Origin of the sequence: Actinoplanes sp. CA-030573, from assembly GCF_050951115.1 — a bacterium.
GTDB lineage: Bacteria > Actinomycetota > Actinomycetes > Mycobacteriales > Micromonosporaceae > Actinoplanes.
Window position 1 is genome coordinate 8,952,497 of the sequence record NZ_CP192038.1, and the last position, 14,570, is coordinate 8,967,066.

Consider the following 14,570-nt stretch of genomic DNA (forward strand, 5'->3'; position numbering starts at 1 on the left):
ATTGCCAGCAGGTGTTACTACACACCGTACGGATGAGTTCACCAATCTGGTATCGCGCCAGATCTTGCGACACGGTAGAGATGCACCATGTCGCCGCAGTCCCTCCGATCCCCGAGCCCGGCGTCCGGCGACGTCGCCGAGGCGGGCGGGCGTCATCGCCGTCCCGAGTCGCTCGCGGACACCCGCCGTACCGGCCCCGAGTTCCGGGTGAGCACGCTGCTCGAGGACGGCGCCTGGGTGCCCGGGCCGCGCTCGGCCCGCCACCACGCCGGCCGCGCGGAAGGCGCTGCCGCCGACGTTTCGCGCCGCTCTTCGACCGCGCTCGCGGACAGTTCCCGCCGCTCTTCAACCGCGCTGGGGGACAGTTCCCGCCGCTCTTCGACCGCGCTCGCGGACAGTTCCCGCCGCTCGCAGGCCGCGCCTCGCAGCGTGGCCCATCGGTCTTCGCGGGCCCGGCACGCGGCCGCGCACCGTGCTCCCGCCGACACCCGGCCGCCGGTCACCGGCAGCCACCGCGCGCCCGGCACGCTTCCCATCGAGTCGTGGCTGCTGATGGGCAAGAAGCGGCAGCAGGTGCTGCTGGCCTCGCTGGTCGCGGTCGGACTGCTGCTGGTCGCGGTGCCCGGCGCCCGCGCACGTGACGGCGTCGACGCGGTGAACGCGGCTGCCCAGCGGGCGATCGGCGTCCACTCCACACAGACCAAGAAGAAGTCGTCGCGGGACACCGCCGGCGACACCGCCGGCGCCACCTCCGGCGCCAAGAAGACCCCGCAGCAGGCCGGCGACAAGGGCGCCGGTGCGCCCGCGGCGGTGCCCTCGGCCTCGGCCGCCGCGAGCGGCAGCGGCGTGCCCGCGGGCGGTGCGACCGCCCCGTCCGAGAGACGGATCGAGGGCGCCGGTCCCGGCAACTCGCTGCGCACCACCGGCTCGGCCACGGTCGCGCTCACCTTCGACGACGGCCCCGACGCGGTGCAGACCCCGCGGATCCTGGCGCTGCTGGCGAAGTATCAGGTGAAGGCGACCTTCTGCCTGGTCGGGCAGCAGGCGCAGAAGCACCCCGAGATCGTCCGCGACATCGTCGCCGCCGGGCACACGCTCTGCAACCACACGTGGAACCACAGCCTCACCATCGGTAAGGACAAGCCCGAGGACATCCAAGCCGACCTCGAACGGACAAACGCCGCGATCCGGGCTGCGGTGCCGGACGCTCAGATCCCGTTCTTCCGTGCCCCCGGCGGCAACTTCACCGACCGCCTGGTCGGCGTGGCCGCGACCGCCGGCATGACGTCGCTCTACTGGCAGGTCGACCCGGCCGACTGGGACCACAAGCCCGGCGAGACCGACGCCGCACACACGGACCGAGTGATCGCCGAAGTCAAGAAGCACGCACGGCCCGGGTCGATCATCCTCTCGCACGACTTCAACCAGCCCGACACCATCGCCGCGTACGAGAACCTGCTGCCTTGGTTGAAGGAGAACTTCACGCTCGGCATCCCCAGCCGCCCGGCGCCCGCCGAGACGACGGCCCCGACCACCGCGCCGACGCCGGAGTCCCCGGCCACGCCGAACCCGAGCGCCTCGGTCACGCCGCCCGCCCCGGCATCACCGACCGCGCCCGTGCCGGCGCGCGCGGACGGGACCGCGGCCGCGGCCGCGTCGGCTGAGGACGAGGTCGCCGCGGCTCGGTGAGGCCGCTTGGTTCTCGGTGGTGGCGCGCTCGTTGCGGTCGTCTTCTCACCCCTGCGCTCGCCTGGCCGCCAACTGCGCTCGTCTGGCCGCCACCTGCGCTCGTCTGGCCGCCACCTGCGCTCGTCTGGCCGCCACCTGCGCTCGTCTGGCCGCCACCTGCGCTCGTCCGGCCGTCGCCCGCACCCGCGCGACCGCCACCCGCGCTCATCGGCCGACCAGCCGCTCGCAGGCGTCCGTGATCGTCACCAGCCCTACCCGGCCGTTACCAAACCCCACCCCGTTCACTGGGTGGGGTGAGTTAAGCAGCCGGGTACGACGCTTTCTGGACGCTATCCACAGCGTCCACACAGGCGTAAGCAGAGCGATGCCGATGAGCCGGTGCAGCTCCACGCGACCCGAGTTGGGCCCGCTAGTTGCGGCTGGCACGGCTGAACTCGGCGCCGCCTGACTCGGCCTGACGGGCGCTGCTCGACTTGGCGCGGACCAGACCCGGCACGACAGGCGCGGCTCGACCCGGCACGACAGGCGCGGCTCGACCCAGCACGACAGGTGCGGCTCGACTCGGCACGACAGGCGCGGCTCGACTCGGAACAACCGGCGCGGCCCGACTCAGCACGGCCGGCGCGGCCCAACGCAGCACCGCCGGCGCGGCACGACTCGGTCGGTGAGCAATGAAGAGTTCGTGCTCCCTGCGAACAGGAACTCTCCAAGATCTGGGCTGGACGGCCCCCACCATCGGCCGGCGCATATCGGTTAAGGCGGCCGACGATCGGAGAGGGGTGCGGCCGCCCACCACGAACGCGGGCGCGTATCGGTAAGCAGAGCAAACCAGCCCCGACCGGCCCGGCGGACCGCCCTCACCCCAAGCGCCCTACTTCTGGCAGACCGGGCACCAATAAAGGTTGCGGCCGGCCATCGGCCCCCTCGCTACCGGGGTGCCGCATACCAGGCACGGCTGGCCGGGCCGCCGGTAAACGTAGACCTCACCCCCGTGCCGGTCCACGCGCGGCGCCCGCTGCATCGCCTCGGGAGTGTGCGCCGTGTGGACCGTGTCGATGCGGCCGCGGGCCACGCCCTCCTTCATCAGCGCGCGCAGGTCGCACCATAGCTCGTCCCATTGGTCGGCGCCGAGAGAGCGGCCGGGCGTCGTCGGCGCCAGCCCGGCTCGGAAGAGCACCTCGTTCGCGTAGATCAGGCCGCAGCCGGCCACGATCGACTGGTCGAGCAGGAGCGCGAAGATCGGCTTGGTGCTCGCTCGCACGCGCTCGCCGGACGCGGCCGGTTGGGCGTCGTCGCGCAGCGGGTCGGCGCCCAGGCGGTCGCGCAGCAGCTGGGCCTGGGCCGGGTCGAGCACCTCGCACGCGGTCGGCCCGCGCAGGTCCAGCCAGTACGCGTCGGTGACCATCCGCATCCGCACCTGGCCGACCGGCGCCGGCACGGGCGGCTCGCCGTCCGCGAACTTTCCGTAGAGTCCCAGGTGGACGTGCACGCTGAGATCACCGTCGTAATGATGGAACAGATGCTTCCCGTACGCCTCGGTGTCGCGCAGCCGCCGCCCGCTCACCAACGCCGACCCCGCCGCGAAGCGCCCCTGCGGGCTGGTCACCGCCGGCGCCTGCCCGGCGAAGAGCTCCCGGTGCCGCGCGGCCAGCCGATGAATCGTGTGTCCCTCTGGCACGGGGAGCAACGGTATCCGCGGTTATGCCCAGAGGGAAAATGCTGGGTGACGACGTTCGTCTGCGGAAAGCTGGTGCCATGAGTGTTGACGAGTTGACGATGCGCGGCGGCGCTTCCTTCGATGACCAGATCTTCGAGCGGCTCCTGCGGGAGCGCATCATCTTCCTCGGCAGCGAGGTCAACGACGAGGTCACCAACCGGATCTGCGCGCAGATGCTGCTCCTGGCCTCGAACGACAGCGAGCGGGACATCGCGCTCTACATCAACTCGCCCGGTGGCTCGATCAGCGCCGGCATGGCGGTGTACGACACGATGCAGTACATCAAGAACGACGTGGCCACCATTGCGCTCGGCATGGCCGCCTCGATGGGCCAGTTCCTGCTCTGCGCCGGCACCCCCGGCAAGCGGTACGCGCTGCCCCACGCCCGGGTGATGATGCACCAGCTCTCCGGCGGCATCGGCGGCACCGCGGCCGACATCGCCATCCAGGCCGAGAGCATGCTGCACGTCAAGACCGTGATGAACGAGCGGATCGCGTTCCACACCGGCCACACGCCGGAGGAGATCGAGCGCGACGCCGACCGCGACCGGTGGTTCACGGCCCAGCAGGCCAAGGACTACGGCCTGGTCGACCACGTGATCAACAAGGCTTCCGACGTGGTGTCGCTGCCCGCGTGAGCTGAGACGAGGGCCGGCCGCTCGTCCCGGGTGTGTGCGCGAACGGCGTTCGGGGTATAGGCGTTTCATCCCCCGAATCGTCAAGGAGGTGCTGGACGTGAGAATTCCGACGTTCTCCCGCCAGACCGAGACCGACACCCCGGAAGCGGAACGGCCGGCCCCGGCGAGCGCCGCCACGTCGACCAACGCCGACACCGCGCGCGCCGACACCGCGCGACGCGAAGCCGCCACCAACGCCGACGCCGCGCGACGCGAAGCCGCGACCAACGTCGACACCGCGCGACGCGAGGCCGCGACCAACGCCGAGAACGCGCGGCGCGAGGCCGACCGGGCGCAGCGTGAGGCCGTCCGGGCACGCCACGACGAGCCGATCACCGAGGAGCTGCCGCCGGCGCCGGCGCGCGCGGACCGCAACACCCCGCCGCCGCCCCCGCCGTCGACGGTCGCCCGGCCGGTCTTCCCGAGGAACGACACGACGGGCGACACGACCGGCGACACGACCGGCGACACCGCCGGCGAGGCGAACCGGGCGCTCGGCCCCAAGCCGCGGGCCAGCCTGCTGGCGACGCTCAGCCTGATCCTCGGCGTCGGCTCGGTGCTGCTGGTGCTCTCCGGGCCGCTGCTCGGCTGGGGCATCGGCGTGGCCGCCGTCGCGCTGATCCTCTCGCTGGCCGGCATTCACGCCACCGGCAAGCGGCACGTGGCCGGCAAGACCGACGCGCTCATCGGCATGGTCCTGGCGCTCGGCGCGATCGTGCTCGGCGTGCTGGCGCTGACCGGCTCGCTCACCTGGCTCGGCACCGACACGAACAACGTGCCGGCGCTCCGCGAGTGGCTCGACGCGCACACCGTGAACCGCTTCTGACATCGGTAAAGGCGGAACGGGCGGCCCCCAGTGGGCCGCCCTTCGCGTACGCAATGAATCGCCGCGCAGATCAAGAATGACGCAAGATTCGAAAGCGGCACGCAGGGTTGAGCCATGGGACCGTGCCATCATCCGGCCCTACCGTTTCAGTCATGCGCCGATACCTCCTGTGCCGCCCGACCCACTTCGCGGTGACATACCGGATCAACCCGTGGATGGACCCCACGGCGCCCTACGACAACGCGCTCGCGATCCGGCAGTGGGAGACGCTGCGGCAGACCTACCTCGACCTCGGCCACACCGTCGAGCTGATCGAGCCGCTGCCCGGCCTGCCCGACATGGTCTTCGCCGCCAACGGCGCGACCGTGGTCGACGGCCGGGTGCTGGCCGTGCAGTTCCGCGACGCCGAGCGGGCCGACGAGGCCCCGGCGTACGCCGCCTGGTTCCGTGAGCGTGGCTTCTCGGTCACCGAGCCCAAGCACACCAACGAGGGCGAGGGTGACATCCTGCTCGCCGGTGACATCCTGCTCGCCGGCACCGGCTTCCGCACCGCGCACGCCTCGCACGCCGAGACCCAGGAGGTGCTGCGCCGCCCGGTGATCACGCTCCAGCTCGTCGACCCGGCGTACTACCACCTGGACACGGCGCTCTGCGTGCTCGACGACACGAACGTCGCGTACCTCCCGTCGGCCTTCTCCCCCGGCTCGCAGGCCGTGCTGCGCCAGCTCTACCCGCACGCGGTCATCGCGAACGAGGAGGACGCCGCGGTGTTGGGCCTCAACGCGGTGAGCGACGGCCGTACGGTTGTCCTGCCGGTTCAGGCCACCCACCTGGCCGCCGAGCTCAGCGCGGCCGGCTACCAGACCGTCGGGGTCGACGTCTCCGAGCTGCGTAAGGCCGGCGGCGGACCCAAGTGCTGCACGTTGGAGGTGCGGGGATGACAAGCGTTGACATGCGTACGCCCGAGGCGCTCGCCGATGCGGAGCGATGGACCGCGCACAACTACCACCCCCTGCCGGTCGTCATCGCCGAGGCCGAGGGCGCCTGGGTCACCGACGTCGACGGCCGCCGCTACCTGGACTTCCTGGCCGGCTACTCGGCGCTGAACTTCGGCCACCGGCACCCGGGGCTGATCGCGGCCGCGCACGCCCAGCTCGACCGGGTCACGCTGACCAGCCGGGCGTTCGTGCACGACCAGTTCGCCGAGTTCTGCCACGAGCTGGCCGACCTGTGCGGCAAGGACCTGGTGCTGCCGATGAACACCGGGGCCGAGGCGGTCGAGACGGCGATCAAGGTGTCGCGGGCGTGGGGCTACCGGGTCAAGGGCGTGGCCGACAACCGGGCCGAGATCATCGTGGCTTCGGACAACTTCCACGGGCGTACGACGACGATCGTCAGCTTCTCCACCGATCCCGACGCGCGCGACGACTTCGGCCCGTACACCCCGGGATTCAAGGTCGTTCCCTACGGTGACCTGGCCGCCCTCGCCGACGCGATCACCGGAGAGACGGTGGCCGTGCTGATGGAGCCGATCCAGGGCGAGGCGGGCGTGCTGGTGCCGCCGACCGGCTACTTCGCCGGCGTGCGGGCGCTGTGCGACGAGCACAACGTGCTGTTCGTGGCCGACGAGATCCAGTCCGGCCTCGGGCGTACCGGCAAGACCTTCGCGATCGAGCACGAGGGCGTCGTTCCCGACATGTACGTGCTGGGGAAGGCCCTGGGCGGCGGCATCGTGCCGGTCTCGGCGGTCGCCGCCGACCGGGACGTCCTCGGCGTGCTCAAGCCGGGCGAGCACGGCTCGACCTTCGGCGGCAACCCGCTGGCCTGCGCCGTCGGCGTCGAGGTCGTGCGGCTGCTGGCGACCGGCGAGTTCCAGCGGCGCTCGGCCGAGCTCGGTGACCGCCTGCACGCGGGGCTGACCGCGCTGATCGGCAAGGGCGTGGTGGCGGTGCGCGGGCGCGGGCTGTGGGCCGGCGTCGACATCGACCCGGCGCTGATGACCGGCCGGCAGGCGTGCGAGCGGCTCGCCGAGCGGGGCGTGCTGGCCAAGGACACGCACGGCTCGACGATCAGGCTGGCGCCGCCGCTGGTGGTCACGGCCGAGGAGCTGGACCACGCGGTGGCCCAGCTCGAGGCGATCCTTCAGCGGTAGCTAGCGCTCGAACTTGCGCAGGGCCATCGTCGGCGCCTCGCCCATCACCGACTGGGGCTGGGCGACGCCGCCGGTGGCCCACAGCTTCGAGCGGCCCACGTTCACGCCCGCGTAGAGCTCGACCACGTCGTTCGCCGCCAGCACCCGCGTCTCGCTGCGGCCGAGGGTGATGCGCTCGTCGTCGTCGAGCGAGCCGGCCGGGCGGATGCCGGTGCCGTTGGTGCTCACGTCCTGCGCGGTCAGCGTGCCGTCCGGCCGCAGCGAGAGCAGCACGTGCCCGCGGCTGATCCACTTCCGGGCGTCCTCGGTGAGCCACTGGCCGAGCATCACGCCCTTGCCGCCCTCGGGCGCCCGGCCGATCACGACCGGTTCCTCGGTGGAGACCACGAAGCGCTGGCGGACCACCCCGTCGATGCGCACCGACAGCACCTCGACCGCCGGGCGCGGGCCGGCGTCGCGCAGCTTGGCGCCGTGCCGCGGGCAGGTCGGCGCCCCGGCCCGGATGGCCGGCGGCGGCTGGGCGACCGGGCTGGTGAACGTGCGCATGTCAGCGAACGGGCTGTCCGGGTCGCCGCCCTGGCCGAAGCTCGTGCAGTTGGACTCGGGGCAGGCCCACACCCGGGCCAGCATGCGCTCACCCATGGGCGAGCGGTCGTACTGCTTGGCCGGGTCGCCGCGGCCGACCCGGGACACCAGGACCGGGGTGCCGCCCTCGCCGGCGATCGCGGCGAGCAGCCGGCCGGGCTCGTCGATCCAGCCCCGGCGGGAGCGGAACTGATCCCCACGGGTACGGGTGAGCACCGGCAGGCCCAGCAGCTCGGCCACCTCGAAGACCCGGTCCTCGAGCACCGGCACCACCTCGACCTTGCCGTCGTCGGCCCAGCGACGGATGACCATCCGCTCGTTGGAGGTCAGGTCGGTGTCGGACAACAGGCCGCGCGGGCACACCACGTAGACCGGCACGTTCTCCTCGGCCAGGTACGCCGACAGGGCGTCGACGACCAGGCCGAGGCGCACGGAGCTGGCCGGCCGGCCGCCGTCGAGGTCGGCATAGCGCACGATCTCGGACAGGTCGACCACCGCGCGAGCCAGCGCCGGATCGGTGCTCAGCCGCGCCTCGATGGCGTCGAGGACCTTGCTGACCTCGAATCTCACGTGTCCTCCCGGAGTTTGCCTGCAGCCATAATGCCGCGTCACCAGGCGTCGTTTGCCCGGAGGGGGCTTTGGGGAATTCACGTGGATCAGCCGTTGGCTCGAAACGGAACGTCAGGGAGGACGAACATGCGGACACCACGGCTCGCCGGGCTGGGTCTCGCGACGATGGCCACGGTCGCCTTTGCGGTGGCCGGATGCGGTGACAACACCGCCACGTCGTCGACTCCTGCTAGCGCGACCCCCACCACCAGCGGCAGCGCGAGCGCCGCCGACCCCGCCGCGGCGGCCAAGCTCTCCGCCGCGGTCGAGCAGCTCGACCAGACCAGCTTCACGCTCACCGCCACCTCGGGCTCCGGCTTCAAGCTGACCGGCGACATCGACGCCCCCAACGGCAAGGCCTCGGCCCAGCTCACCGCGAGCGGCCCGAACGCCGAGCTCAACATCAAGACCCTGCTGATCGGGCAGGACCTCTACGCCCAGGTCCCGGGGATCACCAAGGCCGGCACCTGGACCCACGTGGACGGGGCCCGCCTGCCGGCCAACGCGAACATCGGCCTGCGGCCCGGCCAGATCGACCCGGTCGGCACCGCCAACCTGATCAAGAACACCACCGACGTCAAGGCGACCAGCGACACCAGCTACTCGGGCTCGGTCGACCTGTCGAAGGCGGCCGGTCTCGCCGGGCTCGGCCAGGTGGCCGTCGCGGCCTCGGCGGCCTCGGCCGCGCCGGTGCAGAACGTGCCGTTCACGGCCACGCTCGACAGTCAGGGCCGGCTCTCGACGCTCACCGTCGACCTCCCCCAGAGCGAGCCACTGCAGGTGACGTACGCGAACTACGGCCAGCCGGTCACGATCACGGCCCCGGCGGCCAGTGAGATCACCGAGGCGCCGGACAGCTTCTACAGCTCGCTCGGCTCCTGAGCCGAATCCCGGGAACTCTGCCGGCGGGCGGTCCAGTCCGTGCTCAGCGGACGGACCGCCGGCCGGTTCTCCTCGATCCAGGCGTCGATCCGGGCCCACCAGTCGTACAGCCAGACCACCCGCTCCTCCTCGCCGGCCGGCACCTCCTCGGGCGGCACGCTCCAGAACCGCATGATCAGCTGCTTGTCCATCGGCAGCTCACGCCACACGTCGGCGACCGTGAGCATCCGGTCGAGCCCGGTGTGCGCCACGAAGATCACTCCGGCGTCCGGCGCCGCGTCGATCGCCGCCGAGAGGCCACCCGGCTTCGGCGGCAGCAGGTTGCGCAGGTTCTCGGCCCGCTCGGCCATGTCGGACAGTCCCCGGGCCCGCAGCCAGGCGATCGCCTTGATCCGGCGGCGCGGGGTGAAGTTGCCGCCCTCCGGGAAGATCACGAAGGCGTCGTTGTCGTCGAGGCCGTCGGCGAGCTCGCCCACCTCCTGCTCGAGGTTCTTGCGCTGGGACCGCCCGGGCGAGATGAACCGGCTCGGCAGGCGGTTGAGCAGCACGTCGATCGCCGGGTCCCACTGCAGGGTCGCCTTCAGCACGATCCGCGGCTCGCGGTCGAACCAGTTGACCAGCCCGTGGATCAGGATGAACGAGTCGCCGGGCCCGGCGTGCCGGCTCACCACGATCTCCGGGCGGCCCGGGATCGCGGTGTCCGGGTCGGTGCCGACCACGTCCACGGTCAGGTGCAGCGACCAGCGGGCCAGCCAGAACAGCGCGCCCAGGAACTTGCCGGTCAGCACGTAGTGCGCGCGCTGGAAGGCGGGGGTACGGATCTTCCAGCCGAAGCCGGCGGCCACCCACAGCACGGCCAGCGCGACCAGCGCGACCGCGTCCCACACCAGGTAGACGATCGCCAGGAAGACCAGCCGGGGCACCCGCAGATGACCGGGCACCAGCGGCGACGCGGCGAGCGCCAGCAGCAGCCAGACCGGCAGCGTGGTGAGCAGGACGAGGGCGAGGAGCACCACCGCGGGCGCGAAGACCAAACGGCGGACCCAGACCGGGGGCAGCGGCATCAGTGGCCGCCCGGCAGCGGGTGCACGTTCGCGTGGAGGTACCGGCGGGAGGCGGTGTAGGCGCGGCTGATCCGGCGGCCGACCGCGGCCATGTCGCGGTACGCCCACGGGCTGTCGTCGCGGCCCTCGCCGCCGCCGCTGGGGAGCACGTGCACGCGTACATCGTCGGGCAGCGAGGCAAGCTCGCGCGCGAACCGGTGCCGCCGGGCGATCTCGAACGCCACCTGGGCCACCTCCCACGGCCGGCGGGGCACGGTCAGCGGGCGCTCGACCCGGCCCACCTGGAGCACGAAGATCAGTTTGGCGCCGATCCGGACCGCCTCCCCGATCGGGATCGAGTTGACGATCCCACCGTCCACATAGTGCTCTCCCCCGATCTCCATCGGCGGCAGCAGGCCCGGCACGGCCGAGGACGCGACCACGGCATCGACCAGCGGGCCGCTGTCGAACCAGTGCTCGGCGGCCCGCTCGATGCTGGCCGCGCAGCAGCGGAACGGGATCTTCAGGTCGGCGAACGTGGTGTGCTCGCCGAGCTCGCTCTCCAGCAGGCGGCGCAGCGGCAGCGGCGAGTGCAGGTGGGTACGGGCCGCGAACCGGCGCATCTGCCGGCCGATCGAGTCGCCGTAGACCGTGGCCGCCTCCGGTGAGGTCCAGAGCCGGACCAGCCGGTCGGTGATCGCCTCGCTCGGATCGGCCGCGACCAGGGCGCCGTTGACCGCGCCGATCGACGTGCCGACCACCAGGTCGGGGCGGAAGCCGGCCCGGAAGAGCGCGCGCAGCATGCCGACCTCGACCGCGCCCAGCACACCGCCGCCACCGAGCACGAACGCCACCGGACTGTTGACCATGGCTTCATCCTGGCACGCGGCGTGTCATCATCGTCGCCGTGACTGTTTCCCGCCGTGCCGTTCTGGGCGCCTCCGTGGCCGCCACGACCGCCGTGCTCACCGGTTGCGGCCGGTCGCCCGGTTCCGCCACGCCGACCTGGGCCTCGCCGGTCGGGGATGCCGAGCCGCTCGCCTCGACGCCGCTCGCCTCCCGGGCGGCGCCCGCCCCCTCGGCGGCCCGATCGACGAAGATCACCGCCGCGGCTCCCTACGGCGCCCGCGTCACCGCAACCCTGACGAAATATCTCAAACCGACTTCCGACAACCCTAAGCATCCCGGGTACGCCGGAGCGGTCGCCCTCGTGGCGCAGGACGGCAAAGCACAGTTCACGACGTCGGTCGGGCACGCCCTGCGCTACGGCGCCGGCCCGGTGGACCTGCCCGCGGCCAAGCGCGTCGCCATGCGTACCAACTCGATCTTCGACCTGGCCTCGCTCACCAAGGTCTACACCGCGATCTTGACCTTGCAGCTCGTCGACCAGGGCAAGGTCGCGCTGGACGCGCCGATCCAGCGCTATCTGCCCGACTTCACCGGCGCCGGCAAGGACAAGGTCACGGTCGCCATGCTGCTGGCGCACACCTCCGCGCTGCCGGTCGGCGCCAAGGTCACTGGCATGGCCGACAACACCGCCCGCTGGAAGTCGGTGATGACCACGCCGCTGGTCAGCGGCGGCGTGCCCGGCACCACGTTCCGCTATTCCAGCGTCGGGCTCATGGTGCTGGGCCGCCTGGTCGAGAAGCTCACCGGCAAGTCCCTCGACAAGGCCCTGCGCGACAACATCACCACGCCGCTCGGCCTGAAGGACACCGGCTTCCAGCCGCTCAAGTGGGTGTCCGACCGGCAGCGCCTGGTCGCCACCGACGCGCGCACGTCCCGGGGCCTGCTGCGCGGCACCGTCCACGACGACGTCTGCAACATCCTCGGCGGCGTGGCCGGGCACGCCGGCGTCTTCGCCACCGCCCAGGACGTGGCCGTGATCGGCCAGATGCTGCTGAACGGCGGCACCTACAACGGCAAGCGCATCCTGTCGGCGGCCACGGTCAAGCGGATGCTCACCGACGTCAACAAGGGCAAGCCGGCCATCGACGCCGAGCGCCCGGGCCGCTCGGCCGACCACGGCCTCGGCGTGGAGATCAACCAGCCCTGGTTCATGGGCAAGCTCGCGTCGCCCACGGCCTTCGGGCACACCGGCTTCACCGGCACGTCGCTGCTGGTGGTCCCGGCTCGCCGGCAGGTGATCGTGCTGCTGACGAACCGGGCCCATCCCAACTGGTCGTGGTCCAACCCGGACACGCACCGGGTCGCGGTCCACAACGCGATCGCGGCGTAACTATGGCAGCGACTTCACGTACTTGCCGTTCTGGTTCTGGAACTCCCAGCCGTAGAACTTGTCCCAGTTGATGCTCCACGTCATGAGCCCGCGGAAGTTCGGGTTCGTGCCGCTGCGCGGGGCGTAGCCGCCGCAGTTGGAGCCGCTCACCAGGCAGCCGACCGCCTGCTGGACGGCGGCCGGCGCGACATAGCCGTTGCCGGCGCTCACCGAGCTCGGCGCCCCGAAGGCGACCTGGTCCTCGCGCAGCGCCGGGAACATGGCGGCGGTGTTGCCGGCGACCGGGAAGCCGGCCATCAGCATGTCGGTCATCGCGATGTGGAAGTCGGCGCCGCCCATCGAGTGGTACTGGTTGTCCAGACCCATGATCGAGCCCGAGTTGTAGTCCTGTACGTGCAGGATCGTGAGGAAGTCGCGAACCGCGTAGATCACCGGCAGGTAGGAGCCGGCGCGCGGGTCCTGGCCGCCCCACGGGCCCGAGCCGTAGTACTGGTAGCCGAGCTGCACGAAGAACGTCTCGGGCGCCATGGTCAGCACGAAGCCGGCGCCGTACCGGGCCTTGAGCGACTTCAGGGCGCTGATCAGGTTGACGATCACCGGGGTGGTCGGGTTCTTGAAGTCGGTGTCGCCGCTGTTCAGCGACAGCGAGTGACCCTCGAAGTCGATGTCGACGCCGTCCAGGCCGTACTTGTCGATGATGGCGCTCACCGAGCTGACGAACTTGTCGCGGGCCGCCGTCGTGGTCAGCTGGACCTGGCCGTTGGCGCCGCCGATGGAGAGCAGCACCTTCTTGCCGGCCGCGCGCTTGGCCCGGATGGCGGCGATGAACTCGGCCTCGGACTCGACGCCCGGGCACTCGGTCGCGGGGCACAACGTGAAGCGGATGTCGCCCGAGGTCGCCGACGTGGGCTCGCCGAACGCGAGGTCGATGATGTCCCAGTTGGCGGGGACGTCCGCCATGCGCAGGTAGCCGGAGCCGTTGGCGAAGCTGGCGTGCAGATAGCCGATCAGCGCGTGCTTGGGGATGCCGGTGGCCGGGATCGAGGTCGGTGGCGTCGTGGGCGGCGTCGTCGGTGGGGTGGTCGGCGGCGTGGTGGGAGGCGTGGTGGTGGGGGGAGGCGTGGTGGTGGGGGGAGGCGTGGTGGTGGGGGGAGGCGTGGTGGTCGCGGGCGGGGTCGTGGGCGGCGTGGTGCCGCCGCACGCGCCGTTGTCGGCCCAGACGTCCCACTGGCCGGAGTGCGTGGCCGGGGACTCGTTCTGGGTCCACCACTTGGCGGTGTAGTTGTGGCCGTTCTGCGAAGCGGAGTTGCCACCGACGTAGACGGCGGTGGCGCTCCACGCGGGGGCGCAGGCGGTCGCGGCGCTGGCCGAGGAGGCGAGGTAGACGGTGGTGCCGGCGGCAGCGAGGGATACGACCATGGCGAAGATCATCGATCGGCGCATGGCCAATTATTAGGACTGTTAACTGTAGATGTAAAGAGAGTGACCGGGATCAGCTGTCGTGCGTCCACTCGGCGCGGTCGAGGTAGCCGTCGTTGTTGTCGTCGAACATGCGCTTCTCGAAGACGCCGTCGTGGTTCTTGTCGTAGTCGGCGAAGTCGACCCGGTTGTCGAGGTCGGTGTCGTGGCCGATGAAGTCGGCCCGGCCGTCGTGGTCGGTGTCGACCAGGATCTCGGCGCCGCCGTGGCCGTCGCCGAGGTAGGTCGCCCGGTCGAGATGACCGTCGCCGTCGGCGTCGACCCGGTTGTGATAGCCCTTCGGCGGCGGGGCGAGGTCGCGCAGGGCCGCGCCGAGGTCCTGGCCGACCGGCGCGTCGCCGAGACCTTGCGACACGGGCGGCAGGCCGTCGAGATCGGGATTGTCGCCGAAGCCGGTGTTGTCGCCCGCGGCGGCGCCATGAGCGAGGTCGCGCGCCACCATGCCGGCCGCGGTGCCGAACTCGGACCAGACACCGAGGTCGTCGCCGTCCTGTTGGGTCATCCCTAGACGATAGGGCCGTCAGTCCAGTTCCGGCATCGCCACCGGGTGTGGTCGTGGACGGCATGTCCCACATTGCACGGCATCGTCCACCACCAGGGCCTCGACCCGCCGGCGGGAGTCGGAGCGACTCACCTGCAGCAGGTATGGCCCGAAGCGGGCGTGGTCGGCAC

At 71.6% G+C, this 14,570-nt stretch carries 13 protein-coding genes; 7 read left to right on the top strand and 6 right to left on the bottom strand.

The features are described from left to right. Positions 1 to 87 precede the first annotated feature (87 nt). On the top strand, positions 88 to 1,689 hold the full coding sequence (locus tag ACQP2F_RS41325) for a polysaccharide deacetylase family protein (protein WP_433297560.1): 1,602 nt from the start codon (positions 88 to 90) through the stop codon (positions 1,687 to 1,689). An 871-nt stretch (positions 1,690 to 2,560) separates the two neighbouring features. Here ACQP2F_RS41325 and ACQP2F_RS41330 read toward each other — a convergent pair. Further along, a complete protein-coding gene (locus ACQP2F_RS41330; RefSeq protein ID WP_433297562.1) occupies positions 2,561 to 3,367 on the bottom strand; it encodes an Fpg/Nei family DNA glycosylase in 807 nt (268 codons plus the stop codon). 77 nt (positions 3,368 to 3,444) lie between these two features. Between ACQP2F_RS41330 and ACQP2F_RS41335 the strand changes: the two genes are divergently transcribed. From ACQP2F_RS41335 to rocD, 4 genes are all read left to right on the top strand, one after another. After that, entirely contained in the window at positions 3,445 to 4,044 is a 600-nt protein-coding gene (locus ACQP2F_RS41335; RefSeq protein WP_433297564.1) for an ATP-dependent Clp protease proteolytic subunit, read from the top strand. Positions 4,045 to 4,141: 97 nt separating this feature from the next. Beyond that, positions 4,142 to 4,909 carry a thrombospondin gene (locus tag ACQP2F_RS41340; RefSeq protein WP_433297566.1) on the top strand — a complete coding sequence of 256 codons (768 nt, stop codon included), beginning with the start codon at positions 4,142 to 4,144 and terminating at the stop codon, positions 4,907 to 4,909. 152 nt (positions 4,910 to 5,061) lie between these two features. After that, positions 5,062 to 5,850, top strand: coding sequence for a dimethylargininase (gene ddaH, locus ACQP2F_RS41345; protein WP_433297568.1), 789 nt, complete (start codon positions 5,062 to 5,064; stop codon positions 5,848 to 5,850). Continuing rightward, the gene (gene rocD / locus ACQP2F_RS41350; protein WP_433297570.1) at positions 5,847 to 7,061 is read left to right on the top strand and encodes an ornithine--oxo-acid transaminase; all 1,215 of its coding nucleotides are present in this window, start codon (positions 5,847 to 5,849) and stop codon (positions 7,059 to 7,061) included. Before ddaH ends, rocD begins: the two co-directional genes overlap by 4 nt. Here rocD and ACQP2F_RS41355 read toward each other — a convergent pair whose 3' ends face one another. Continuing rightward, on the bottom strand, positions 7,062 to 8,216 hold the full coding sequence (locus ACQP2F_RS41355; protein WP_433297572.1) for an FHA domain-containing protein: 1,155 nt from the start codon (positions 8,214 to 8,216) through the stop codon (positions 7,062 to 7,064). Between the two features lie 126 nt (positions 8,217 to 8,342). On the opposite strand from ACQP2F_RS41355, the gene ACQP2F_RS41360 reads away from it, so the two are divergent. Further along, positions 8,343 to 9,137, top strand: coding sequence for an LppX_LprAFG lipoprotein (locus ACQP2F_RS41360; protein WP_433297574.1), 795 nt, complete (start codon positions 8,343 to 8,345; stop codon positions 9,135 to 9,137). On the opposite strand, the gene ACQP2F_RS41365 is transcribed toward ACQP2F_RS41360, so the two are convergent. Together ACQP2F_RS41365 and ACQP2F_RS41370 are read right to left on the bottom strand one after the other, a co-directional pair. Continuing rightward, positions 9,116 to 10,201, bottom strand: coding sequence for a 1-acyl-sn-glycerol-3-phosphate acyltransferase (locus ACQP2F_RS41365; protein WP_433297577.1), 1,086 nt, complete (start codon positions 10,199 to 10,201; stop codon positions 9,116 to 9,118). The genes ACQP2F_RS41360 and ACQP2F_RS41365 overlap by 22 nt on opposite strands. Next, positions 10,201 to 11,049, bottom strand: a complete 849-nt coding sequence (locus tag ACQP2F_RS41370; protein ID WP_433297579.1) for a patatin-like phospholipase family protein — start codon at positions 11,047 to 11,049, stop codon at positions 10,201 to 10,203. Before ACQP2F_RS41370 ends, ACQP2F_RS41365 begins: the two co-directional genes overlap by 1 nt. Before the next feature lie 38 nt (positions 11,050 to 11,087). Between ACQP2F_RS41370 and ACQP2F_RS41375 the strand changes: the two genes are divergently transcribed. After that, positions 11,088 to 12,419, top strand: a complete 1,332-nt coding sequence (locus tag ACQP2F_RS41375) for a serine hydrolase domain-containing protein (protein ID WP_433297581.1) — start codon at positions 11,088 to 11,090, stop codon at positions 12,417 to 12,419. Here the strand turns inward: ACQP2F_RS41375 and ACQP2F_RS41380 are convergent, their stop codons facing one another. Both ACQP2F_RS41380 and ACQP2F_RS41385 read right to left on the bottom strand, forming a co-directional pair. Then, on the bottom strand, positions 12,420 to 13,862 hold the full coding sequence (locus ACQP2F_RS41380) for a chitinase (RefSeq protein ID WP_433297583.1): 1,443 nt from the start codon (positions 13,860 to 13,862) through the stop codon (positions 12,420 to 12,422). Positions 13,863 to 13,911: 49 nt separating this feature from the next. Then, positions 13,912 to 14,400, bottom strand: a complete 489-nt coding sequence (locus tag ACQP2F_RS41385) for a hypothetical protein (RefSeq protein ID WP_433297585.1) — start codon at positions 14,398 to 14,400, stop codon at positions 13,912 to 13,914. Between the last annotated feature and the right edge of the window lie 170 nt (positions 14,401 to 14,570).